Below are 22,920 nucleotides of genomic sequence, written 5' to 3' on the forward strand. Positions count from 1 at the left end.
AAAACGACATCTGGCACTTCGACCGATTGGAAGCTCTATGAGTACGATCCTGAAAAGCCTGCCCAAAGGCGAAAAAGTCGGCATCGCCTTCTCGGGCGGTCTCGACACCAGCGCGGCGCTGCTGTGGATGAAGCAAAAAGGCGCCCGCACCTTTGCCTATACCGCCAACCTCGGCCAACCTGACGAGGCCGACTACAACGAGATTCCGCGCAAGGCGCTGGAGTACGGCGCCGAAAAAGCCCGACTCGTGGATTGCCGCACGCAATTGGTGCACGAAGGTATTGCCGCCGTCCAATCCGGTGCCTTCCACGTCTCGACCGGCGGCATCGCGTACTTCAACACCACGCCGCTTGGTCGCGCCGTGACCGGCACGATGCTGGTAGCGGCGATGAAGGAGGACGGCGTCAACATCTGGGGCGACGGCTCCACCTACAAAGGCAACGATATCGAGCGCTTCTACCGTTACGGCCTGCTGACCAACCCGAGCTTGCGAATCTACAAGCCATGGCTCGACCAGCAGTTCATCGACGAGTTGGGCGGCCGTGCGGAAATGTCGGCGTTCATGACCGCCCATGGATTCGGCTACAAGATGAGCGCCGAAAAGGCTTATTCGACCGACAGCAATATCCTCGGCGCAACCCACGAGGCCAAGGATCTCGAGCAGCTCGACAGTGGCATCAAGATTGTCAATCCCATCATGGGCGTGCCGTTTTGGCGCGACGACTGCGTCGTCAGGGCGGAAAAGGTCACCGTGCGTTTTACGGAGGGCCAGCCCGTCGCGCTGAACGGCCAGACGTTCGCCGATCCGGTCGCGCTGTTCCTCGAGGCCAACGCCATCGGCGGTCGACATGGCCTTGGCATGAGCGACCAGATCGAGAACCGGATCATCGAGGCGAAGAGCCGCGGCATCTACGAAGCCCCCGCCATGGCGCTGCTGCACATCGCCTACGAACGTCTGGTCACCGGCATCCACAACGAAGACACCATCGAGCAATACCGGATCGGCGGCATGCGCCTTGGCCGACTGCTCTACCAGGGACGGTGGTTCGATTCTCAAGCCCTCATGCTGCGAGAAACCGCCCAGCGCTGGGTGGCTCGTGCGATCACCGGTGAGGTGACGCTCGAGCTGCGCCGCGGCAACGATTACTCGATCCTGAACACCGAGAGCCCCAATCTGACCTATCAGCCGGAGCGGCTGAGCATGGAGAAGGTGGAAGACGCGGCGTTCACGCCAGCAGACCGCATCGGCCAGCTGACGATGCGCAACCTCGACATAGCCGATACCCGCGGCAAGCTGAATCTCTATGGAAAGACAGGCTTGCTATCGAGCGGTGAAGGCTCCCAGATCTTCAGACTCGAGAGCGACAAGAGCTGAGCGTTTTCAAATCGTCTTTCCGCGTCATTGCGAGCGAAGCGAAGCAATCCATCTCGCCACATAAAAGGAAGAATGGATTGCTTCGTCGCTTACGCTCCTCGCAATGACGGGCTAAAAAAATGGCCGGGATTTCTCCCGGCCATTTTCATGGAGCGATTGCCTTACCGCGGCGGCGCGATGCCGGGCGGGGGCGGCGGCAGCGATGCCGTTCCACCATTGAGCAACGGTGTGATGCGGCGGACGGTGACGCGGCGGTTGATGCGGCTCGGTCCTGAAGTCTGTTCCTTCGGATATTGCGAACCGTAGCCTTGCGAGGTCAGGTTTTCCGCGGGCACGGCGAACTGCTGCGTCAAAAGCTCGGCCGCAGATTCCGCGCGCCGGTCGGACAGCGACAGATTGTCGGTGTCGTTTCCGGTCGCATCGGTGTGACCCTCGATCAAGAACACCTCGCGCGGATTGCGCTGGATGGCGCGGTTGAGTCCGTCCGCAATCACCTGCAGCTTCGCCGCCTGATCGGGGGGAATTTCCCACGATCCGGATTCGAAGGTGATGGTGTTGAGGTCGATGCTCGGCATCAACTGCCGAACCGACGGGCTGTAGCGGATTTCATCGAGCGAATAGCGCCGCGCGATCCGGTCCACTGGCGGCGCCTCCATGGTGTCGTAGATAACCTCCGGTGTCGCATCCTCGGAATCGACGATGTAGCGATCATAGGGGATGCGAATCACCGGCGGCGGCAGGTCGACATAGAAACCGCCGATCGCGCGCGGATCGCGATAGCTGTTGTCGATGATGACGACTTCGCGACCGCCCTCATCGCGCCTGATCCGGCGCAGCAACTCGCCGTCGCGGCCGACCACCGTGATGATCTGCGTGCCGTCCGGACGGATCACGATGGTGCGGGTTTCCCCGCCCACGGTTTGGGTCTGGATGTCGCGCGCGCCGTAGCGGAAGCGATCCTCCTCGTTGTGGCGAATATACTCCTGGCCGCCGGGATCGCGAATGATGACGCGCCCGGGCTCGGTGATGACCGTACGGCCGCCTTCCTGGACTTCGTGCCGTTCGCTGCGGAATTGATCCATGTTGCGCGGTCCCGGAGCCGGTGCGCCCGCTGAAAGCGCCTTGGTTCCCAGCGCCGGTGGCGGCGGGGGAAGCGGCGCGGTCACCGTCGGCGCACGCTGGAACGCAGGCGCGACCGTCGGAGGCGTGTTTTGTACCCGGCCGGGCGGCGGTGTGGCGCCGGGCGCGGTCGGAGCAGCGCCCGGAGGCGGTCCGCCGCGCGGCGGCGGCGCGGTGGGAGTTGTGGTCGGAGCGGCTGCGCCAGCCGGCGGTGTCGGCGATACTCCGGGACGCGGCGGCGCCGTCGGGCTTCCGGCAGCCGGCGGCGCAGTTTGAGTTTGCGGCGCAGGAGCCGGCGTTGTGGTCGACGGCAATTGCTTGGCGCCCGCCGGCGGTGGGGGCGGCGGCACCTGCGATGGCGTGCCCTTCTGGAGCGACGATGGCGGAGTCGGCGCCGTCGGTTGTTTGGGCGCAGCAGGCGCCGTCGTCGCCGCCGGAGGTGCCGGCGGGAGCGCGTGTGCGGGTGGCGCCGCGGTCGGGGGAGCCGGCGGAGCGGTATGCACGGGCGGTGCGGCCGCGGGTGGCGGCGGCGCATGCGGAGGCGGCGCCGGGGGCGGCGTCGGACGCGCGGGGGGTGCTGCTGCCGGAGGAGGTGGCGGTGTCGGACGCGGCGGCGGTGCTGCCGCCGGAGGAGGTGGCGGCGTCGGACGCGGCGGCGGTGCCGCAGCAGGGGGTGGCGGCGGCGGTGCGGGACGCTGAGGCGCTGCGGCCGGCGGCGGCGCGCCCTTCGGCGGCGCCTTGGGTTTTCCGTCGGGGCCCAATTCTTCCTTGGTTCCCTGCGCCACAACGAGCGGCGCGGTCTGCGCATGCGATGCGAAGGTTGCGAGCTGCGTCACGGTCAGAGCAGACGTGGCAAGCAGCACGATGCGAAGTTTTGTCATGATGTCCTGGATCCCCGGAAAAATCTGGCGGCAAGGTTGGCGAGAAAAAGAGTGGCTTTCGCCGAACGTTTCGGCGGGTCGATCAACGGCTAATCGTTAGGCCGGATTGTGGCGGGCTACAAAACGCGAACGCTATTTATTTCGACAGCATAACGGGTTGCATACGCAATTGTTCATTACGCATTCAGACGATGCTTTCAAATCGAACTTTTACATTGTCCCCTGTGGCATCTCTGAGGCGCCGGTATGGAGTTTCGGCTGCGTGCCTGAAAAGCCGAAACTGCCGGCATCGGTTCCAGGCGGAGGTGCGGTCGGACCGTTCGGTCCGCGGACCGGCAGTTCGTCCGGCATCTTGCCCGGTAACTCTTCCGGCCGCGACGGCTCGCCGGGTTCATGTATCGGGGTAGGCACTTCCGGGCGAGGATTGCCCGGAGGAATCCCCGGCGGAGGTTCAGTCGGCGTACCCGGCGTTGCCGGTGGAATTTCCGGTGGTTCGATTGGCATCGACGACAACGGCGAGATCGCCGCGATGTTCCGCGCCGCTACCGGAGCTGGAACCGTCCCTACGGCGTATGGCACACCGCCTCAATGTTATGACCGTCGGGATCGAGTACGAACGCACCGTAATAATTGGGGTGATAATGTGCGCGTATTCCGGGCGCGCCGTTGTCGCGTCCGCCGGCCGCGATGGCCGCCTTGTAGAAGGTGTGCGTTAGTAATCCGAGACCGGAAAACCGATGTGGTCGATCATCAAAATCTCCTGCGCTGTGCGGCCACGGCGATGCCTCCTCAGTGGTGGAGGTGTGCTTCGCCGGAGCCGTTCGGCAGATATAGCAACTCTTCGCTGATCTACTTCACCAGCCCTTTCAACGCCGCCAATATGCGCGTGCCATTCGGACTGCCGAGCCCTGTGCACGCATCCCAGCCGACGCCGGCGCGGTACGCGCCGTTGTCGCCTTCGCTGACGTCGCGGAGAACGCCAGAGGCCAAATTCTTGTACAGGATCGGATTGAGGAACCCGAGCGGCGTTCCCAGCAACTGGTTGAGACGTGCGATCAGGCCCGCCCACATCGGCGCCGTGGCGCTCGTTCCGCCGATGCCCCCGACGGTGCCGTCGGGGCCCATGACCAGGACTCCCGTATCGGGGTCGGCGATTCCCGAGACGTCGGGTACGCCGCGGCCAATGCGATGTCCGGGGTTGACCGACACCGGGACGCTCGCCGAAGTCTGATAGGTCGGCAACGCAAACAGGCTGCTTACCCCTCCCCCGGTTGCGCTCGATGGACCGTCATTCCACACCGTCTCGCGGTTGATCACGCCGTTTGCAGCGACGACCCGGGTGCCGCCGCAAGCCAAGACCCAGGGGCTCGAGGCCGGATAATCGACGTGCTGCCGTTGGTCAGTTACTTCCTCGGTCGAGCCCTGGTCTCCGGCGGCGACGCAGACGTTGATTCCGGCCAGCGCAGCGCGCTGCAACGCCTCGTTCACCTTCATGATCGCCTGCTGGGTCCAGAGGATTTGGCCCGTCGGTCCGTCCTCGGGATTGCCGTAGCTGATCGAGATGATGGACGGCCGGTTTTGCGTCGCCGTCACCGCCGAGGTCAGCGCATCGACCCAGCCCTGCTCGGTGAACTCGGTAAAGTACATCATGAACTTAGCTTTCGGCGCGACCGCGCCGGCCATGCAGATATCCAGCAGCACCTCGCCGGTCACGTCGGTGTCCTGGCTGCCGTCGCCGGGCTTGTTGCCCGGGCCGTGGACGACGACGTCGGTGAGTTTTGGCGGCGCCAAGTGAAGCGTATCCTTGAAGTAACTCTTCACGAGTTTCTGCGAATAACCACCGACCGCTGTCTGGCCGGAATCGCCGAGCGCGCCGTTGAATACGAAGATGGCGATCGTCTGTCCGCTGCCGTCTGCATCCGGAAAGCTATAAAAATCCGCGATCTCGGTCGGAAGGTAGGTCAGGGGCTGCGCAGCGCGGGACACAAAGCGGTGCCGGCTGCGCCGAAAATAAGGGCGTCCCATCACCCGGTTGTCGAAGCCGAAAACCGCTTCAACGATGCTGCGCAACGAGTCCGGGGTGTGGACCGGCCCGACCCTGCCGCGATAGCGGCCGCCCGGATGTTCCCAGATTTGCAGGTCGACGCCGAAGGCCCGCGCGGCATCGCCGATCTTTCCTTCAATCAGAACGCTTCGCTTGACCTCGCTGGCTTCAATCACCTTCAACTTGTTTGCCGTGGCAAATTTCTTTACCGCGTTGATGTCCTTTGCGTCGGCCTCGAAGGCGCTCAACACCTGGGCGCTTTGCGTCGAATGCATCCACTCATATGGACTATGCCCGATTTCCTTGAGCGAGGGGATGTGGGCGTGAGCAGGACGGGATCGCACATAGACGGTCAGCCTGATCGGCCGCTCGGGATCTGCCGGACCGATCACACGGGCGTTCGGCAGCGGCAACCTCTCGCTGCCGGCGACCCGCCGTAGATTTTCGTGCGAGTTTTGTCCGGACGTGGTTGCGAATTGCAGGCTTGGTTTGCGGGCCATGGTGCATCCCTCCGTTCAAGCGGCTGACGTGGTGGGACGGCAATCCTGCAACCCAAGGTAAATCAGGTCAATGGCTTTCGGGGCGCTGACCAGGGCACGCCGGCGCGCCGGTCGGTCCTGCCGCACGCATACGTCACGCGGCACGACGCCGGAGGCGAAGCTGGACGCGACGCTCTATTCGCGCGCCAGCAAGGTGTTGCTGCGGGTTCTGCCGGTCTCGACATAACCGCGCGCACGCATGTCGGCGATGCAGTCTTCCAGCCATTCGTTCTTCGACAGATGTTCGATCACCACCGCGTGCGGCCACAGCGATGGCGGCGCTTCCTTGAAGAAGCCGGTCAGCACGCGATCCTCAAAACCCTCGACGTCGATCTTCAAAGCATCGACCCGCGATACGCCGGCCTCCTCGAGAATCCGCTGCAGCCGCAGCGACGGCACCTTGATGGCTTTGCCCGAAGCTTTGCCCGACACGATGTGGCTGGCGCCGAGGTTGTCGCCGTCGGTTTCGATCATCAGATCGCCATCGGCGGGGCCGGCCGCCGCCGCCACCAGCCTCACCTGCGTATAGCCGGACGCCGAATTGTTGAAGGCAAGCCGGGCATGGGTGACGGGATGCGGCTCGATCGCGATCACCTTGCCTCCCGCGCCGACGTGCCGCGCGAGCGCAAGCGCATAAGTGCCGACATTGGCGCCGACATCGACGAACACGCCGCCCGCGCGGGTATGCGCCCGCAAAAAGTCCAGCTCTTCGAGATTGTAGTCGGGATTGAACAGCGCCCCGCGTTCGGTGGCGCTGGCCTGATGATAGAAGCGGAACGAGGCGCCCTGATACTGCACGTCGACCGGTCCCGCGCGCAGCAGATTGACCAGCCGCGACAGCATCGGCCGGAACGCGCCGCGCTTCAGCCGCGAGCGCTGCGCCAGCGCGATGATCGCGGCCTGGGCGGCATTGGGTGCGAACGCGCCGAACGGCGGCGGTGATGGATCGTTATCGGGAGTCAAACCGGGGTCCTCGAAAGACGGCGAAAGCGGCGCATGCATAGCCGACTTTACGGATGACTCCAACGAGGAGTTAGGTCGCCTTTTCCGGCGGCGGCGTCGTGCGCCGGCGCAGGAAGCGACCGAGCAGGCGGCGTTTGACCTTGCGGGGAATCAGATCGACGTCGCTGACGAGTTTGGCGCCGCCCTTGCGCCGTTCCAGCACGATCTTGCGGCTATGGAAGGCTTCCAACTCGACCCGATGGGCGACGCTGACGATGGTCGCCTTGGGAAGCTCCTTGGTGACGATCTCCATCATTTTGTCCTGGCTCTTTTCGTCGAGCGCAGAGGTGGCCTCGTCCAGCACGACGATGTCGGGCTTGTGCAGCAGCAAACGGGCGAACGCCAGCCGCTGCTTTTCGCCACCGGACAGGGTTTGATCCCATGGCGCCTCGTCCTCGATCTTTTCCTTGAGATGATCGAGCCCGACCTTGTGCAGCGCATCGGCGAGCTGTTCGACGGTCCAGTCCTCGGCGGCGCCGGGATAGGCGACCGCGCGGCGCAGCGTGCCGAAGGGGACATAGGGCTTCTGCGGCAGCATGAACAGCCGCCGATCGGGATGGAAGTTGACGCTGCCGCCACCCCATGGCCACAGCCCGGCGATGGCGCGCACCAGCGTGCTTTTGCCGGTGCCGGATTCGCCGGCCACCAAGAGCCGCTCGCCGGGCTCGATCACCACTTCGGTTTCGCCGACCACGGCGGTGCCGTCGTCGAGCGTCACCGACAGGTCGTTCAGGCTGAGCATGGCGTCGCCCTCGGTCTCGCCGCGCTTGATGCGGCCGATGCCGTCGCCGCGCTCGGCGCGCTCCAGTCCGTCGAGCGACATCATCAGCGAGGCGATGCGGCGCGCACAGGCGTTCCAGTCGGCGAGGCGCGGATAATTGTCCACCAGCCAACCGAATGCGCTCTGCACGATCGTGAAGGCGGATGCGGCCTGCATCACCTGTCCCAGCGTCATGCTGCCGTCGAGAAATTTCGGCGCGCACAACAGCAGTGGCACGACAGGTGCGATCAGGCTCGATCCCTGCGACACCAGCGTCGTGCGCATGTGCTGGCCGGCGAGCCGCGCCCATTGCCGGAGAACCTTTGTAAAGGTCTTGTCGATGCCGTCGCGCTCTTCCTCTTCGCCGCCGAGCAGCGCAATGCTCTCGCCGTTCTCGCGCACGCGGGTCAGCGCATAGCGATATTCGGCCTCCGCCTGATTCTTGTCCTCGGATATCTGCACAAATCGCCGTCCGATCGTCATGATCGAACCCGAGGCAATCGCGGCGTAGAGCACGGCTGCGATAACGAGAAAGCCGGGAATGCTGATGGCCGATCCCGCGACCGTCACCGTCAGCGCACCGCCGATGGTCCAGAGTACCGCGATGAAGGTCGCGGCCGACAGCAATGCCGAGGTCACGCCGGCCATGAAATCCACCGGCGAATCGGTCGCGATCCTCAAATCCTCGGCGATCCGGTATTCCGGATTCTGGTGATCGCCGCTGACCAGATTGAGTTGATAATAACGGCCATTGCTCAGCCACCGCGACACCACGGAATTGGTCAGCCATGCCCGCCATCGGCGCTGGATGCCCATGCGCGCGAAAACCTGGGCGACGCCGAGCAGCACGCTGCCGATCGCAAGCGGAAAGAACACTGCGGTGAGATGGAATACCGTCGCCGAATCGCGCTTCTCGATGGCGTCGAAGATCGCACGGTTCCAGACATTGATACCGTACTGAAATCCGACATTGGCGACGATCAGGATCAGCAGGCCGATCGAAAACAGCCACGCCAGCCGGTCGCCGCCCTCACCCCAAAATCCCCGCGCGCTGATCCAGAACCGCGTCAGCAGATAATCCTTGCGCGCCTGCTCGGCCTCCTCCGGCGACCATTCCGGGTCGGGTTCGACGACTTCCGGCGGGGATGGTTCGACATGGTCGCCGTCTTCGGCGACCACTTCGACGATTTCTGGATTCTTCTTGGAAGCTGGCTTCTGTGCCGACGATTCGTTGGTGGACGCTTTGGACTTTACATCTGGTTTGGCCATGGTCGGATAACGTGAGAGAAATCAAAAGGTTCCCTGACGTTCCGGGGCATGGTCACGCCGGCGCGGCATCACGCTTCACGTTGCGCCAGCGGCCGACCTTCTGCAGGACCTCGGCGAGCTGTTCGATCGAATAGGGCTTTTGCAGCAGCTCAAAGCCGTAGCTGCCGTTTTGCGACAGCACGTGGCTGTAGCCGCTGGTCAGCACGACGGGCAGGTCATGATGGCGGCGGCGGATTTCCTGCGCCAGTTCGATGCCGCTCATGCCAGGCATCACCACGTCCGAAAACACCACGTCGAAACGGCTGGCATCGCTCATCAGCTCTTCGAGCGCGTGGGTCGCGTTGCCGACCAGCGTGGTGTGATAGCCGAGCCCGGCCAGCGCGTCGGTCGCGAACTTGCCGATCTCGGCATTGTCCTCGACCACGAGCACCCACATGCCCTGACCATCGATCGGCGGCGCGTCTTCCGCCGCGACCTGCCGCGGCCGGCCGCCGCCGGCGGCGCGCGGCAGGTACAGCGTGAAGATGCTGCCCTTGCCAAGCTCGCTGGCGACGATCACTTCGCCCCCGGACTGTTTGGTGAACCCGAACACCTGCGACAGGCCGAGTCCGGTACCCTGTCCGACTTCCTTGGTGGTGAAAAACGGTTCGAAGATGATCCCGAACCGGTCCTGGGGGATCCCGATGCCGGTATCCTCGACGGACACCGCAACATAGCCGTGCGGATTTTTGGATGGTGCGGCAGCACCCGGCAATTCGGCGACCATCCGCACCGTAAGGGTGAGCCGCCCAGCGCCGTCGATGGCGTCGCGGGCGTTGACCGCCATGTTGATGACAGCGGTCTCGAACTGGCCCGCATCGGCATTGATGAAGCAAGGCTCGTCCGGCACGTGGATCACGATCTCGATCCGTGAACCGATCAGGGTGGCGATCATTTCGCCGAGCATCTGCACGTTTTGACCGACGTCGAACAGTTCCGGCTTCAAGGTCTGCCGCCGCGCGAAGGCCAGCAACTGGCCCGTCAGTTTTGCGGCGCGGGTTACGGTGTCCGAGATCGCGTCGATGTAGCGCAGCCGCCGCGGCTCCGGCAGATCCGGCCGCCGCAACATATCGACGGAGGCGCTGATGACGGTCAGAAGATTGTTGAAGTCATGCGCGACGCCGCCGGTCAATTGCCCCAGCGCCTCCAGCCGCTGGCCGTGCTTGAGCGCCTCCTCGGCTTCGGCGCGCTTGGCGGCTTCGGCATGAAGGTGCCGCGTTCGCCGCAGCGCCAGCGAGAGTAGGAAGAACAACAGCGCGGTGGCCGGCGCGCCGAAAATCAGATGCTGGCTCATGGTGGCGAGCCAGCGCGCCCGTATTGCCGATGTCTCCAGCCCCGCGCTGACATAGATCGGATATTCCGCAAGCCGCTGATAACCGAGGCGGCGCTCGATGCCGTCAGCCGGCGAATTTACGGTGATTACCCCGGCTTGGGGGTGGGCGACGATCTGTTGCCCGAGCGGCCCGGTCGGCTCGAATCGGAAATTACGGTCGAGGGCGGGGAAATGGGCCAGCACCGCGCCATCGGTCCGGACGAGCGCGAAAAAGCTGCCGGGCTCGCGACCGATCCGGGCGTAGAAATTCTCGAAATATTCCGGCAGCACGGAAGCCTGAAACACGCCGGCGAAGCTGCCGTCCTCGTTCTCCCGCCTCCGGCTGACGCCGAAGAACGCCGCGCCCTGGTAGGGCGGCCTCGGTTTCAACGCCTCGCCGATATAGGTGCCGACATTGCGCTCGACATGGGCGCTGAAATAGTCCCGGTCCGAGAAATCGATGGCGGGTGCCGGTACCACCAGGCTGTTGACAAGCGCCCGGCCCCTGGCGTCGAAGATCCAGGCCGATTTCATCTGCGGCAGCGAATCGGCGAGCTGTTTCAGCCGCAGGTGCAGGGTCTCCTCGCGGGAGGCGATGCCGGCGTCGGGAATGCCGCGGACGATCTCGGCGATTTCCGACAGGCTGCGGTCGATAGTCTCGAACACCTTCAGCGCGTGTTCGTGCGCGACATCCAGCGCGCGCTCGATTTCCCGGTCGGCGGTCTCGTTGGTGGAAACCCAGGAGACGGCGGAAGCAAAGACGAACAGCGCCAGTGGGAGGGCCAGCGAGGCGGCCATCATCCATTGCAGCAGTTTTAGCGAATTGGGTTGCGCAGTCTGCACGGGCGCTCCTGCTCCACGCAGAGCTTACTGCAATCTTTCCCGCGTCACAAAGCCAAGTGATGAGACGGAACACCAGCCTTTCCGTCATCCCGGCGTAACGGCCGTTCCGTTATCGCCGGCGTAACGGCTTTGCCGTTATCGCTGGAGGTGCGAGCCTCTTCGGCGAGCCTCGAAGCATGACCAGGTCGGATGTGGCCATCCTTCGAGGCCGTCGCAATTGCGACGGCGCCTTGGGATGACGGCGGAGCCTGTAGCTCTCAGCGCCTGCGATCAATCGATAAACTGATAATCAATTCGGATCCGGCCATCGGCGGCCAGCAGGCAGACGATCAGTCCGGTCGCGGCAACCGCGCCGCCGCCTTTCGGCACCATGCGCCAGTTGAACCTGACCAGGTCGCGGAGCTGCTCGACGCCGCCGTTGGGTTCGAACCTGTAATTGCGTTCGGCGACATTGGTCTGGTGCGAGGTGGCGACGCGGGTCTCCAGAGCGGCGTGGCCGTGCACCTCGCGCTCCCGCACATAATGGGTGCCATTCTCGATCCAGAGGGCTGCGACCTCGGCGCGGCGGGCGGCCGGATCGGCTTCATTCCAGATCTGGATGTAACGCTTGGCAAGGTCTTCGGCGTGGGACATGGGACCTATCTCTTCTCGAATTTTTCGTGCCGGCTGACCGGCGATGAAGAGAGGATAGGGATGGAAAACTGGACGATGAATGGCTATTTGGCCTAGATTATTGTCCAGGCGTCCAGACCAGCGGTGGGTGAGGAAGAGCACATGGATCCCCTCGACGACGCATTTTCGGTCATGCGGGTGCGCCAATCGCTCTATGCGCGGGTCGATGCCGGCGCGCCCTGGGCGATACGGTTCCGGGAAGGCAAAGCCGCGCGATTTGGCCTGCTGATCGCAGGCTCCTGCTGGCTCACGACGGAGCAGCCGGCGAAATCGATCCCGCTTGCGGCGGGCGATTGCTACGTGATCCTGGATGGCTCGACCTACACGCTCGGCGACGATCCGCGCTCGGCGCCGCTGAATTGTTTTGACGTGATGCCAAAACTGGTCGATGGCGCGGTCGGCATCGGCGGCGGTGGGGCGGCGGCCACCGTCGTGACCGGTTGGTTCGTCTATGACGAACTCGGCGCCCGCCCGCTGACGGCGCTGCTGCCGCGCGTGCTGCATACAAGCGTCGATGGCTACCGCACCGAGATTTTGAAAGCGACGCTCGAATTGCTGGCGAAGGAGACCGAGCGCCCCGGCGTCGGCTCCGGCGTCGTCATTTCGGGGCTTGCGGATATCCTGTTCGTGCAGGCGATCCGCAGCCATCTCAACCACGCCAACGAGGACGAGGTCGGCTGGCTCGCGGCCTTGTCCGACAAGCGCATCGGTGCGGCGATGCGCGTGCTGCACGGCAGTCCGGCCGACGCGTGGACCGTCGAGAAGCTGGCGGCGCGCGCCAACATGTCGCGCTCGGCATTTGCCGCGCGCTTCAAGGCAAAGCTCGGCGAAGCCCCGCTGGAGTATCTGACGCGCTGGCGCATGTTCCGCGCCGGCGTGCTGCTGCGGCACACCGAGCGCTCGCTGGCCGAAATCGCCAATGAGGTCGGCTATGAAAGCGACGCGGCGCTGAGCAAGGCGTTTCACCGCGTCGTCGGCATGGCGCCCGGCGCGTTCCGTAGGCAGAACGCGGAGGCGAGCGGAAGAAAAGCTGCAGCCTGATGCCCGACCTCATCCTGAGGAGCTTGCCACCGGGTCCGCGCGAAGCGCGGCCCGATGATAAACTCCGCAAGCTCGGACGCAACACGCGGACTCGCGGCCATCCTTCGAGACGCGGCGAAGACGCCGCTCCTCAGGATGAGGTCCGAGCCAGCTTCGCAGCAGGATGACGACGCAGTTTGCGGCGGAAATGCGCGGGCGGCGGCCTAACACTACAGTTGCCTTTTATGCAGTTTTCTGAATCCATGGGCAACCATGATTCGAAGATCGTGGACGCGGCCAGCGTCGATTGAAGAGACGCTTGCGCTGTGGGCGGCGTCGCTTCGTGAGATCAAGCAACGGATACGTCCGTTGTTCAATCAAGATCGTGTTGCGAGGAATGCAGGCTTGTTTCTGGAAAGCCTGCTCGGAGATGAGCAACGCAAGACCGGTTGGATGCGCGCGGAGGCAGCTGGCGATCCCGGTCCTTGGCGGCAACAGGCGATCCTGGGTCGCAGGGATTGGGATGCTGATGGTCTGCGCGATATCGTCCGCGATTATGTCATCGAGCATTTGGCGGATGACGATGCGGTGCTCGTGATCGACGAGACCGGCTTTCTCAAGCAAGGCAAGGCGTCGTGCGGGGTGGCGCGGCAATACACTGGTTCCGCCGGCAAGATCACGAACTGCCAGATCGGCGTCTTCGCCGCCTACGTGTCGCGCCACGGTCATGCGTTCATCGATCGCGCGCTGTATCTTCCGAAGGAATGGACCGACGATCCAGATCGTCTGGAAGCCGCATATGTGCCTCCCGGTGCCGGCTTTGCGACCAAGCCAAAGCTTGCAACGAGCATGATCGCACGCGCCATAGCCGCGTCTGTACCATTCAAGTGGGTTGCCGGTGATACTGTCTACGGTGTTGGCGATATCGAACAGCAATTACGCCGGGCAGGCAAAGGCTACGTGCTCGGGGTCAGCAGCGCTCATGTATTTCAATCCTGGGGCAAGCGGCGATCGGTCGCCGGCAAGGCCGCGGACATCGCTCGGACGCGGCGCGCGTCCGATTGGAAACGCCTGTCGGCAGGGGCCGGAACCAAAGGACCGCGGCTGCACGATTGGTGCTATCTCGAATTGGCCGATCTCGAGGTCGAAGAATTTTACAGCGCAAATCATGGTCTTTGGACACGAGGTCTGCTGATCCGTCGTCGTATCGCCGATGGCGATCTCGCCTTCTTCACCACCTGGTGTCCAGCGGGAACATCCATCGAAACGCTGGTGGCGGTCGAAGGCCATCGGTGGGCGATCGAGGACAGCTTTGAGACCGCGAAAAACGAGTTCGGGCTCGATCACAACGAGAGCAGATCCTGGCATGGGTGGCATCGCCACGTTTCCCTGGTGATGCTCGCCTTCGCCATGATGGCGGTGATCCGCCATCGCGCCAATTCGCCGCCGCCCAAAAAAACGAAACGCCGAACCACGGCAAAACTCAAAATATCACCAATCCGTCATTGATCCGTTGGTCAATCCAGGAAGTCCGCCGCATCGCCATCAGGCTCGCCCGAAAGCGGATCCAACCCGCACACATCATCGCATGGTCACTCTGGCGCAGAACTCACCAGGCCGCCGCCCAACGGGCCCACTTCAAAAAACGACAACTGTAATGCTAAGCCGGAAGCACAAGGAAGCCGGCGCGCGGAAAGTGCACGACGACCTCGCCGGCGCGGGGATCGTGCCTGCGAATGGCGATGTGCTGCGGCGACAGCGCCACGATCTCGCCAGCGACTTTGACCTTGCCGTAATCGTCCGGCATCACCTCGACCCGGTCGCCGGGCTTGCGGCCGTTCGGATCATTGGGATCGGCCATGATGGCGGTTTGTGGTGTGGCGGCCGCGGCGATGTCGAGTGCCGCGGAGGTCGACATTTCACTGCGGTGGCCGTGCCCGATCGCGCGCATTCGCGCTTCCCACGCCCGCACGCTTCCGAATTCTGCCAACATTCCGTCAGCGTCAGGCAGGTTCTGGCGTACGTACCAGACGTTCATATAGGCGTGGACGTCGCAAAGGCCGGCCCTGTCGCCGCTCATCCACTTCTGTCCGTCACTTAATTGGGTTTCGATCCACTGCAAATGCGCGCGAAACTGATCCCGCATCTGCGGGATCGCCGCTTTCATGGCCGCGACGTCGAACCTGGCCCCGCGCAGCTTTTCGCGGTCGGCGATGAATTCCTGCGGAACCTTGTCGGCGAGCGAGCCGAACACGAGGTTGACGGTGTTCTGGAAGAACGAGCGGTCGGTCCACATCGCCGTGGCCCAGGCGATACCTTGGTTTCCGGCCGGAAACAGCGTCGGCTCGGGGAACCGCCGTTGCAACTCACGAAGGATGCACTGCGTGTCGCAATAGATGTCGGCGCCGATCTGCATCACCGGCGTACGCCGATAGCCACCGGTCATCGGCATCAGGTCCGGCCGCGGCATGATCCGCGAAATTCGCACCGAGGTCCACGCAATGTCCTTCAGGCCGAAGGCGATGCGGACCTTCTCCGAGAACGGCGACTCGTCGAAATGATGCAGGATGATCGGAGACGTGGCGGGCATGCGATCCTTCAAGGCTGGGGTTCGCGGAAAGCGTAATCCGCGAATCGATCGAATGCCCGCCAGCGCCAATCCCGCGTCCGATCCGCGACCCGGCGCGGGGGCCGGGGTCAGGCCGGATGCTCGCCGGCGCGCTGCGGCAACAGCAGGATCAACAGCACCATGACCATCGCCAGCGAGGCCGATGCCGTGTACCGGCTGAGCGCCAGGCCGCCATGGTCGAGCGGCTTGTCGAGGAAATCGCCGACCGTGGCGCCGAGCGGCCGGGTCAGCACGAACGCGGCCCAGAACAGCACGGTGCGCGAAGTGTTGGTCCAGAGATAGGCGGCGGTGATGACCGCAAGCCCGGCGGCAAACACCAGCGCGCCGCCGCCATAGCCGAGCCCGGTGGAGTCGGCCATCCAGTCGCCGAGCGCGGTGCCCAGGGTCTGCGAAAACATGATCGTGACCCAGTAGAAGGTCTCCGCCTGCCGCGAATTGATCGAGGCGATCGAAACCGTTCCCAGCGTGCGATACCAGATCGCCAGCGAAAACATCAGCAGCGCGGCGAGCAGCGACGAGCCGCCGAGATAGCCGATCCCAAGCGAGCGATCGACGAAATCGGCTAGCGTGGTTCCGACCGTGGTGGTGGCGACGATCACCGTCCAGTAAAGAAACGGATGAAACCGTCGCGCGCCCATCTGTGCGGCGACGGCGGCGGCGAAAATCGCCGCAAAGATCGCCGTCCCGACCAGATAGCCGAGATTCATCGACATCGTCACGGCGTCGCCGCCGGTCTCGCCGAGGGTCGTCGCAAGTATCTTGACGATCCAGAAGCCCAGAGTGACCTGGGGAATCTTGCTGGTGTCTTCGCCGGCGACCAGCTCATTGTAGTACTCATCCATGCTGCTTCACTTTCACTTGATGACGACGGCCAAGCTTGTTGTCGGCCGTCAGCCGCGCTTTGCGCATCTTTGGATACAACGCCTTGTGCGTCAGGATTTTGCCGCCGAATCCATGATCGATAACAATTCCGCGACGGTCTGCTTGCACTTGGCGGCGTCCGGCGTGCTGGCGCGAAGCGCTTCGAGCGCGCGATCAATCGCCTTGTCAACAGTGTGCCAGTCGGCGGCGGCGCGTGGTTTCAACGCGGCTTCCGCGTCGTCCCACTGCGTCTCGAGGTCCTTGATGCGGGTTTTGGCGCCGGCCAGATCGCCCTTGTCGAGCAGGGCGGAGACGTCGATGACGATGGTGCGGAAGGACGTCAGGTCGCCGAGTTTTGACGACATCGCCGCTTCGACGAGCGAGACGAATGAGATTGGATCATACGTGTGCAGGCGTGGTTCGCTGGTCGACACCGTCAGAACGCCGACGGCCAGCGCCAAAATTATCTTGTTCATGCCTATTCTCCTCGTGGTTCACCCGCGCGATCGCGTGGGTTTCCGGTGGACATTGAGATTGGAAATCGTCGCGCTGCCCGCGCGGTCGCCTTCAAAAGTTAACCAAATGACGAGCGCGATGATGACGGTCAGAAATGCGATGCTGGTGTAGATCGTGCCGAGACCGACGCCGCCATAGCCTCTCGATTGCGACAGCAAATCGCCGAGCGAAGCGCCAAGCGGGCGCGTGAGAATGTAGGCCAGCCAGAAGGTGAGAACCGGATTGGCGCCGAAATGCCAGGCGGCCGCGATCAGCGCGATCAGGGCGCCGAACACGATGACGCCGAGCTGGAAGCCGAGGCCGAGGGCTTCCGTCGCCAGATCGCCCGCCGCCGTTCCGAGCGCAAAGGTGAAAAGAATGGCGAGCCAGTAGAACAGCTCGCGCCGCTGGGTGACGATGGTGTGGATTGAAAGGGTTCGCTCGACGCCGTACCAGATCGCGAAAGTGGCGGCCAGCGCGCACGCGAACGCAGCCGTGCTGATATAGAGGCTGATCTCGAGCTTGTCGGTCAGCAAGTCGGTGATTTCTGTGCCGACGACGCTGACCAGTACCACCGTCAGCCAGTAGATCCAGGGTACGTAGCGCCGCGCGCGAAGTTGCAGCGCCAGAGCGGCGGCAAGCAGGATAGCCATGTTCGCGGCGGTCACGATGGCGCCAAGGCCGACATGCACCGCGAGATAATCGGCTCCGGTCTCGCCAACGGTGGTCGAGATGATCTTGATGATCCAGAACACCGCCGTGACTTCCGGGACCTTGTTGAGCATCCGCTGCAGGCGCGGGATTGCGATGACGGGCACGTGGTATCTCCCTGAAGGCAAATTCGGGTGGCTTGAAAGCCGATACCGGACCCTGGCGGCGTCGACTTAGGCGCTCCTTAGGAGGAGCATGTTCCGAAGCCGCGGCTGGCGCGTGCCGGCGATGCAAAAACGCCTGTTCGCGCGTTCTAAGTCTGCGCTAAGTCGGGCGCGGGAGAATTGGTGCCGGTGCCAAATCAAAAATCACCGCGCACGGAACGGTGACACCCCGGTGCAGGGCGGAAATGTGAGGCGCGAAACTCGCCTTGCGCGCGGGACGAGGAATCGGGCATGCGGGTTTTGCTGATCGAGGACGACAGGATGGTCGGGGCGGCCGTCGCGCAGGCGCTCAGGGATGCCGCCTACGCGGTCGATTGGGTGACCGACGGCGAGACTGCGATCCATGCCGCGGAGAACGAGGCGTATGAGGTGGCGCTGCTCGATCTCGGGCTGCCGGTAGCCGACGGCCGCGAGGTGTTGCGCCGGATTCGCTCCCTCGGCCGCAAGCTTCCGATCATCATCGTGACCGCGCGCGACGGCGTCGACGACCGCATCGACGGCCTCGACCTTGGCGCGGACGATTATCTGGTAAAGCCATTCGAAATTCGCGAATTGCTGGCGCGCATGCGCGCGGTGCTTCGCCGCGAAGGCAGCGGCTCGCCGGCGCTGCTCAGCAACGGCAACCTCTGTCTCGATCCGGCAACACGGGAGGCTCAGTTTTCCGGCGAGACGTCGCTATTGACCGCCCGCGAGTTCGCCTTGCTGCAGGCGCTGCTGACGCGGCCGGGTACCATCCTGTCGCGCAGCGAGCTCGAACGGCAAATCTACGGCTGGAACGAAGAGGTCGAGAGCAACGCGATCGAGTTCCTGATCCATACCATCCGCAAGAAGCTGGGAGCGACGGCCATCCGCAACGTCCGCGGGGTTGGCTGGATGGTGGACCGCCCGTCATGACAAGGTCGTTGCGCGCGCGCCTCTTCATCGGCTTGACCGCCATCATCCTGTTGGCGGGCTGCGTCGGGGGCGTGTTTGCCTATATCTGGGCGTTCGACGAGGCGATCGAGATGCAGGATTCGATCCTGATCCAGCTCGGCAGCCTGTTGCAGAACGGCAGCGTCAAGAGCGAGCAGTCACTTCGCGGCGTTGACGCGGACGCGCAGGTTGATGTCGTGGAATTGGGGACGGCGCCTCGCGGCTCGGCCGAGGAGCGTCAACTCTGGAGTTTCCAGGACGGCCTGCACCTGGCGTCGCGCCAGGGTGGATCGATGCGGGTGCTGTTGCGGACGCGACCTGACGGGAGCCGGTTTGCCGTGGCGCAACGCACGGCGATCAGGGACGAGATCGCGCGCAATATGGCGCTGCGCACGCTGCTGCCGATCGCCGCGCTGATTCCATGCCTGCTGCTGGTCACGGCGTTGGTGATCGCGCGGTCGCTGCGCCCGATGGTCCGGCTGGCTGAAGATCTCGACGCCCGGCGCGCCGACGACACCACCCCGCTTCCGCTGGCGGGGACGCCCAGCGAGCTTCACGCGTTCATCGCATCGATGAACGGATTGCTGGAACGAATGACGCTGATGATGGATCAGCAACGGCGTTTCGTCGCCGATGCCGCGCACGAATTGCGGACGCCGATCACCGCCCTCAGCCTGCAGGCCGAGAATCTCGCGCCGGTCGATCTGCCCGCGGAAGCTCGCGAACGTCTGGCCGCGCTCAGCGAAGGCATGCGCCGCACCAAGCACCTGCTCGAACAATTGCTCGCGCTGGCGCGGCATGAGGCCGGCCCTTGCAGCGAGGCGGCCGTGGTGCCGCTCGACCGCACCGTCAAGGATCTGGTGGCCGATTTGCTGCCCGACGCGGCGCGCAAGGGCATTGATCTCGGCTTCGAGATGATCGAGCCGGTCGCGACCAGGGGCGAACCCGTGATGATAGCCGCGATGATCCGCAACCTGATCGATAATGCGGTGCGCTTCACGCCCCGGGGCGGTCGCGTCGATATCGGGGTCTATCGCGAGGGCAATGATGCCATCATCCAGATCGAAGATACCGGACCGGGGATCCCGTCAGGCGATATCGATCGAATCTTCGAGCCGTTCTTCCGCGGCAGCCGGCCGAGCGAGGAGGGAACCGGCCTCGGCCTGTCCATCGTAAAGCGAACGGTCGACCGCCTCGAGGGATCGGTGCTGCTCAAAAATATCAGCGGTGCCGAGCAAACCGGACTTCGGGCGACGGTGCGTTTGCCCGCTGCCGATGAATCTAGAGTCTGATGAGATTAAACGGAGGTGTGTCCACGATGAAGCTGCGCTCCCTCTCCCGCTTGCGGGGGAGGGTTGGGGTGGGGGTGTCTCCGCGAGTCACACTGCCCGTGTGGAGAGAGTTCCCCACCCGTATCGCATCCTTCGGATGCGATACGACCTCCCCCGCAAGCGGGAGAGGTGAAGCGAGTGCGCGCACGCTAGATTCAATCAAAAATCATCCCGCTCTAGATCTGCCGCTCGACCATCTTCAGCTTGAGCTCGGCGATCGCTTCCGAGGGATTTAAGCCCTTCGGGCACGCCTTGGCGCAGTTCATGATGGTGTGGCAGCGGTAGAGCCGGAACGGGTCTTCGAGATTGTCGAGCCGCTCGCCGGTGGCCTCGTCGCGGGAATCCTTGACCCAGCGCGTCGCCTGCAGCAATGCGGCGGGGCCGAGGAAGCGTTCGCTGTTCCACCAATAGCTCGGGCACGAGGTCGAGCAGCACGCGCACAGAATGCACTCATAGAGCCCGTCGAGCTTTTCGCGGTCCTCGTGGCTCTGCTTCCATTCCTTCTGCGGCGTCGGCGTCGTGGTCTTCAGCCACGGCTCGATCGAGGCGTATTGCGCGTAGAAATTGGTGAGGTCGGGCACCAGATCCTTCACCACCGGCTGGTGCGGCAGCGGATTGACCTTGACCGCGCCGTCTTTGACGTCGTGCATCGATTTGGTGCAGGCCAGCGTGTTCTGGCCGTCGATGTTCATGGCGCAGGAGCCGCAGACGCCTTCGCGGCAGGAGCGGCGGAAGGTCAGGGTCGGATCGATATGGTTCTTGATCCAGATCAGGCCGTCCAGCACCATCGGCCCGCATTCGGCGGTGTCGATGGTGTAAGTGTCGACGCTCGGGTTTTTGCCGTCGTCCGGATTCCAGCGATACACCTTGAACTCGCGCGTCTCGGTCGCGCCTGCCGGCTTCGGCCAGGTCTTGCCGCCGGCGATCTTGGAATTTTTCGGAAGCGCGAATTCAACCATCTGCCTTGCCTCTGCGGTTCAGTTCGTCAGTGCCGGGCAAAAGCGCAAAGCGCGTCTTTGCATTAGTGACCCGGCAATCCATCTTCTTCGAAGAAAGATGGATGCGCGGGTCAAGCCCGCGCATGACAAGTAGAGATCAATACACCCGCGCCTTCGGCGGGATGTACTGCACGTCGTTCGTCATCGTGTAGTCGTGCACCGGGCGATAATCGATGCTGGACTTGCCGCCATCGTCCATCCACGCCAGCGTGTGCTTCATCCAGTTCTTGTCGTCGCGCGTGGAGAAATCTTCCCGCGCATGCGCGCCGCGGCTCTCGGTGCGGTTCGCCGCCGAGTCCATCGTCACCACCGCCTGCATGATCAGATTGTCGAATTCGAGGGTTTCGATCAGATCGGAATTCCAGACCAGCGAACGGTCCGAAGTCGAGACGTCGCCGATGCCGCCATGCACCTTGTGGATCAGGTTCTGGCCTTCGTTCAGAATCTCGCCGGTGCGGAACACCGCGCAATTGGTCTGCATCACATGCTGCATGCTGTCGCGCAGCTTTGCCGTCGGCGTGCCGCCGGAAGCATAGCGATAATGATCCAGCCGCCCGAGCGCCTTGTCGGCGGAGCCTGCCGGCAGTTCCGGCTGCTTGCCGTTCGGGGTCAGTTTTTCCGCGCAACGCAGTGCCGCGGCGCGGCCGAATACGACCAGATCGATCAGCGAATTCGAGCCGAGCCGGTTGGCGCCATGCACGGAGACGCAGGCGGCTTCGCCGAGCGCCATCAGGCCCGGCACCGTGGCGTTGTCGTCGCCGTTCCGCTTGGTCAGCACTTCGCCGTGATAGTTGGTCGGGATGCCGCCCATGTTGTAGTGCACCGTCGGCACGATCGGGATCGGCTCGCGGGTGACGTCGACATTGGCGAAGATCTTTGCCGATTCGGAAATGCCGGGCAGCCGCTCCTGCAGCACCTTCGGATCGAGATGATCGAGGTGCAGGTAGATGTGATCTTTCTTCTTGCCGACGCCGCGACCTTCGCGGATCTCGATGGTCATCGAGCGCGAGACCACGTCGCGCGAGGCGAGGTCCTTGGCCGATGGCGCATAGCGCTCCATGAAGCGCTCGCCCTCGGAATTGACGAGATAGCCGCCCTCGCCGCGCGCGCCTTCTGTGACGAGGCAGCCCGCGCCGTAGATGCCGGTCGGGTGGAACTGGACGAACTCCATGTCCTGCAGCGGCAGGCCGGCGCGGAGCACCATGCCGCCACCGTCGCCGGTGCAGGTATGCGCCGAGGTGCAGGAAGCGTAGGCGCGGCCGTAGCCGCCGGTGGCGAGGATGGTGGTCTGGGCGCGGAAGCGGTGCAGCGTGCCGTCATCGAGCTTGAGCGCGATCACGCCGCGGCAGACGCCCTGGTCGTCCATGATCAAATCGATGGCGAAGAATTCGATGTAGAATTCCGCGGCGTGGCGCAGCGCCTGGCCGTACATCGTGTGCAGCATGGCGTGGCCGGTGCGGTCGGCGGCGGCGCAGGTGCGCTGCGCCTGGCCCTTGCCGTAGTCCAGCGTCATGCCGCCGAACGGGCGCTGATAGATCTTGCCGTCCTCGGTGCGCGAGAACGGCACGCCCCAATGTTCGAGTTCGTAGACCGCTTCGGGCGCGTTGCGCACCATATATTCGATGGCGTCCTGGTCGCCGAGCCAGTCCGACCCCTTGACGGTGTCATACATGTGCCAGCGCCAGTCGTCTGGATGCATGTTGCCGAGCGACGCGGAGATGCCGCCCTGCGCAGCTACCGTATGCGAGCGGGTCGGAAACACCTTCGTGATGCAGGCGGTGCGCAGGCCTGCTTCGCTGCAGCCGACCACGGCGCGCAAGCCGGCGCCGCCAGCGCCGACGACGACGACATCGTAGGTATGATCTTCGATTGGATAGGCTTTTCCCTTGGTGGCGGGACCGCCGCTGCCATTCGTCGCCTTGCCATTGCCATCAGCGGCCATGC

General features: G+C 63.9%; 19 protein-coding genes. 5 read left to right on the forward strand and 14 right to left on the reverse strand.

What is annotated here, in order from left to right; genetic code table 11:
* Positions 1-37 precede the first annotated feature (37 nt).
* The gene (argG, locus tag V1289_RS21305) at positions 38-1,375 is read left to right on the forward strand and encodes an argininosuccinate synthase (protein WP_334398698.1); all 1,338 of its coding nucleotides are present in this window, start codon (positions 38-40) and stop codon (positions 1,373-1,375) included.
* A 161-nt stretch (positions 1,376-1,536) separates the two neighbouring features.
* On the opposite strand, the gene V1289_RS21310 is transcribed toward argG, so the two are convergent.
* From V1289_RS21310 to V1289_RS21345, 8 genes are all read right to left on the reverse strand, one after another.
* Positions 1,537-3,375: an OmpA family protein gene (locus V1289_RS21310; RefSeq protein WP_334398699.1), complete on the reverse strand. Its 1,839-nt coding sequence runs from the start codon at positions 3,373-3,375 to the stop codon at positions 1,537-1,539.
* A 210-nt stretch (positions 3,376-3,585) separates the two neighbouring features.
* Positions 3,586-3,879 (reverse strand): hypothetical protein, encoded by a 294-nt coding sequence (locus V1289_RS21315; RefSeq protein ID WP_334407594.1) that lies wholly within the window; start codon positions 3,877-3,879, stop codon positions 3,586-3,588.
* A gap of 59 nt (positions 3,880-3,938) precedes the next feature.
* Positions 3,939-4,205, reverse strand: a complete 267-nt coding sequence (locus V1289_RS49780) for a hypothetical protein (protein ID WP_442896190.1) — start codon at positions 4,203-4,205, stop codon at positions 3,939-3,941.
* A gap of 19 nt (positions 4,206-4,224) precedes the next feature.
* Positions 4,225-5,919 (reverse strand): S53 family peptidase, encoded by a 1,695-nt coding sequence (locus V1289_RS21325; protein ID WP_334398700.1) that lies wholly within the window; start codon positions 5,917-5,919, stop codon positions 4,225-4,227.
* A 174-nt stretch (positions 5,920-6,093) separates the two neighbouring features.
* Positions 6,094-6,921: an FkbM family methyltransferase gene (locus V1289_RS21330; RefSeq protein ID WP_334398701.1), complete on the reverse strand. Its 828-nt coding sequence runs from the start codon at positions 6,919-6,921 to the stop codon at positions 6,094-6,096.
* A 70-nt stretch (positions 6,922-6,991) separates the two neighbouring features.
* Positions 6,992-8,989 carry an ABC transporter ATP-binding protein/permease gene (locus tag V1289_RS21335; RefSeq protein WP_334398703.1) on the reverse strand — a complete coding sequence of 666 codons (1,998 nt, stop codon included), beginning with the start codon at positions 8,987-8,989 and terminating at the stop codon, positions 6,992-6,994.
* Between the two features lie 52 nt (positions 8,990-9,041).
* On the reverse strand, positions 9,042-11,183 hold the full coding sequence (locus V1289_RS21340; RefSeq protein WP_334398704.1) for a hybrid sensor histidine kinase/response regulator: 2,142 nt from the start codon (positions 11,181-11,183) through the stop codon (positions 9,042-9,044).
* Positions 11,184-11,453: 270 nt separating this feature from the next.
* Entirely contained in the window at positions 11,454-11,816 is a 363-nt protein-coding gene (locus V1289_RS21345) for a hypothetical protein (RefSeq protein ID WP_334398705.1), read from the reverse strand.
* Between the two features lie 141 nt (positions 11,817-11,957).
* Here V1289_RS21345 and V1289_RS21350 point away from each other — a divergent pair, with 141 nt between their 5' ends.
* Together V1289_RS21350 and V1289_RS21355 are read left to right on the forward strand one after the other, a co-directional pair.
* Entirely contained in the window at positions 11,958-12,896 is a 939-nt protein-coding gene (locus V1289_RS21350; protein ID WP_334398706.1) for an AraC family transcriptional regulator, read from the forward strand.
* 252 nt (positions 12,897-13,148) lie between these two features.
* The gene (locus V1289_RS21355) at positions 13,149-14,384 is read left to right on the forward strand and encodes an IS701 family transposase (RefSeq protein WP_334396467.1); all 1,236 of its coding nucleotides are present in this window, start codon (positions 13,149-13,151) and stop codon (positions 14,382-14,384) included.
* A gap of 151 nt (positions 14,385-14,535) precedes the next feature.
* Here V1289_RS21355 and V1289_RS21360 read toward each other — a convergent pair whose 3' ends face one another.
* The 4 genes from V1289_RS21360 to V1289_RS21375 all read right to left on the reverse strand — a co-directional run bounded on the left by V1289_RS21360 (position 14,536) and on the right by V1289_RS21375 (position 17,645).
* Positions 14,536-15,465, reverse strand: coding sequence for a glutathione S-transferase family protein (locus tag V1289_RS21360; RefSeq protein WP_334398707.1), 930 nt, complete (start codon positions 15,463-15,465; stop codon positions 14,536-14,538).
* Between the two features lie 107 nt (positions 15,466-15,572).
* Positions 15,573-16,346, reverse strand: a complete 774-nt coding sequence (locus tag V1289_RS21365; RefSeq protein ID WP_334398708.1) for a COG4705 family protein — start codon at positions 16,344-16,346, stop codon at positions 15,573-15,575.
* A gap of 90 nt (positions 16,347-16,436) precedes the next feature.
* Positions 16,437-16,841: a hypothetical protein gene (locus V1289_RS21370; RefSeq protein ID WP_334398709.1), complete on the reverse strand. Its 405-nt coding sequence runs from the start codon at positions 16,839-16,841 to the stop codon at positions 16,437-16,439.
* A gap of 18 nt (positions 16,842-16,859) precedes the next feature.
* Positions 16,860-17,645, reverse strand: a complete 786-nt coding sequence (locus tag V1289_RS21375) for a COG4705 family protein (RefSeq protein ID WP_442896191.1) — start codon at positions 17,643-17,645, stop codon at positions 16,860-16,862.
* Positions 17,646-17,966: 321 nt separating this feature from the next.
* Between V1289_RS21375 and V1289_RS21380 the strand changes: the two genes are divergently transcribed.
* Positions 17,967-18,629, forward strand: a complete 663-nt coding sequence (locus V1289_RS21380; RefSeq protein ID WP_334398711.1) for a response regulator transcription factor — start codon at positions 17,967-17,969, stop codon at positions 18,627-18,629.
* Positions 18,626-19,939, forward strand: coding sequence for an ATP-binding protein (locus V1289_RS21385; protein WP_334398712.1), 1,314 nt, complete (start codon positions 18,626-18,628; stop codon positions 19,937-19,939). Before V1289_RS21380 ends, V1289_RS21385 begins: the two co-directional genes overlap by 4 nt.
* A gap of 215 nt (positions 19,940-20,154) precedes the next feature.
* On the opposite strand, the gene V1289_RS21390 is transcribed toward V1289_RS21385, so the two are convergent.
* Together V1289_RS21390 and sdhA are read right to left on the reverse strand one after the other, a co-directional pair.
* Positions 20,155-20,937 (reverse strand): succinate dehydrogenase iron-sulfur subunit, encoded by a 783-nt coding sequence (locus V1289_RS21390; protein ID WP_334398713.1) that lies wholly within the window; start codon positions 20,935-20,937, stop codon positions 20,155-20,157.
* Positions 20,938-21,073: 136 nt separating this feature from the next.
* Positions 21,074-22,918, reverse strand: coding sequence for a succinate dehydrogenase flavoprotein subunit (gene sdhA, locus V1289_RS21395; protein ID WP_074271978.1), 1,845 nt, complete (start codon positions 22,916-22,918; stop codon positions 21,074-21,076).
* Positions 22,919-22,920: the final 2 nt, after the last annotated feature.

Source organism: Bradyrhizobium sp. AZCC 2289, assembly GCF_036924615.1.
In the GTDB taxonomy this organism is placed as follows: domain Bacteria; phylum Pseudomonadota; class Alphaproteobacteria; order Rhizobiales; family Xanthobacteraceae; genus Bradyrhizobium.

Bases quoted from the DNA above. Each gene is read 5' to 3' on its own strand.
- V1289_RS21315 (WP_334407594.1), bottom strand. From the start codon at position 3,879: ATGCCAATCGAACCACCGGAAATTCCACCGGCAACGCCGGGTACGCCG.
- argG (WP_334398698.1), top strand. From the start codon at position 38: ATGAGTACGATCCTGAAAAGCCTGCCCAAAGGCGAAAAAGTCGGCATC.
- V1289_RS21360 (WP_334398707.1), bottom strand. From the start codon at position 15,465: ATGCCCGCCACGTCTCCGATCATCCTGCATCATTTCGACGAGTCGCCG.
- V1289_RS21310 (WP_334398699.1), bottom strand. From the start codon at position 3,375: ATGACAAAACTTCGCATCGTGCTGCTTGCCACGTCTGCTCTGACCGTG.
- V1289_RS21325 (WP_334398700.1), bottom strand. From the start codon at position 5,919: ATGGCCCGCAAACCAAGCCTGCAATTCGCAACCACGTCCGGACAAAAC.
- V1289_RS21365 (WP_334398708.1), bottom strand. From the start codon at position 16,346: ATGGATGAGTACTACAATGAGCTGGTCGCCGGCGAAGACACCAGCAAG.
- V1289_RS21345 (WP_334398705.1), bottom strand. From the start codon at position 11,816: ATGTCCCACGCCGAAGACCTTGCCAAGCGTTACATCCAGATCTGGAAT.
- V1289_RS21390 (WP_334398713.1), bottom strand. From the start codon at position 20,937: ATGGTTGAATTCGCGCTTCCGAAAAATTCCAAGATCGCCGGCGGCAAG.
- V1289_RS21370 (WP_334398709.1), bottom strand. From the start codon at position 16,841: ATGAACAAGATAATTTTGGCGCTGGCCGTCGGCGTTCTGACGGTGTCG.
- V1289_RS21375 (WP_442896191.1), bottom strand. From the start codon at position 17,645: ATGCTCAACAAGGTCCCGGAAGTCACGGCGGTGTTCTGGATCATCAAG.
- V1289_RS21355 (WP_334396467.1), top strand. From the start codon at position 13,149: ATGATTCGAAGATCGTGGACGCGGCCAGCGTCGATTGAAGAGACGCTT.
- V1289_RS21335 (WP_334398703.1), bottom strand. From the start codon at position 8,989: ATGGCCAAACCAGATGTAAAGTCCAAAGCGTCCACCAACGAATCGTCG.
- sdhA (WP_074271978.1), bottom strand. From the start codon at position 22,918: ATGGCCGCTGATGGCAATGGCAAGGCGACGAATGGCAGCGGCGGTCCC.
- V1289_RS21380 (WP_334398711.1), top strand. From the start codon at position 17,967: ATGCGGGTTTTGCTGATCGAGGACGACAGGATGGTCGGGGCGGCCGTC.
- V1289_RS21350 (WP_334398706.1), top strand. From the start codon at position 11,958: ATGGATCCCCTCGACGACGCATTTTCGGTCATGCGGGTGCGCCAATCG.
- V1289_RS21385 (WP_334398712.1), top strand. From the start codon at position 18,626: ATGACAAGGTCGTTGCGCGCGCGCCTCTTCATCGGCTTGACCGCCATC.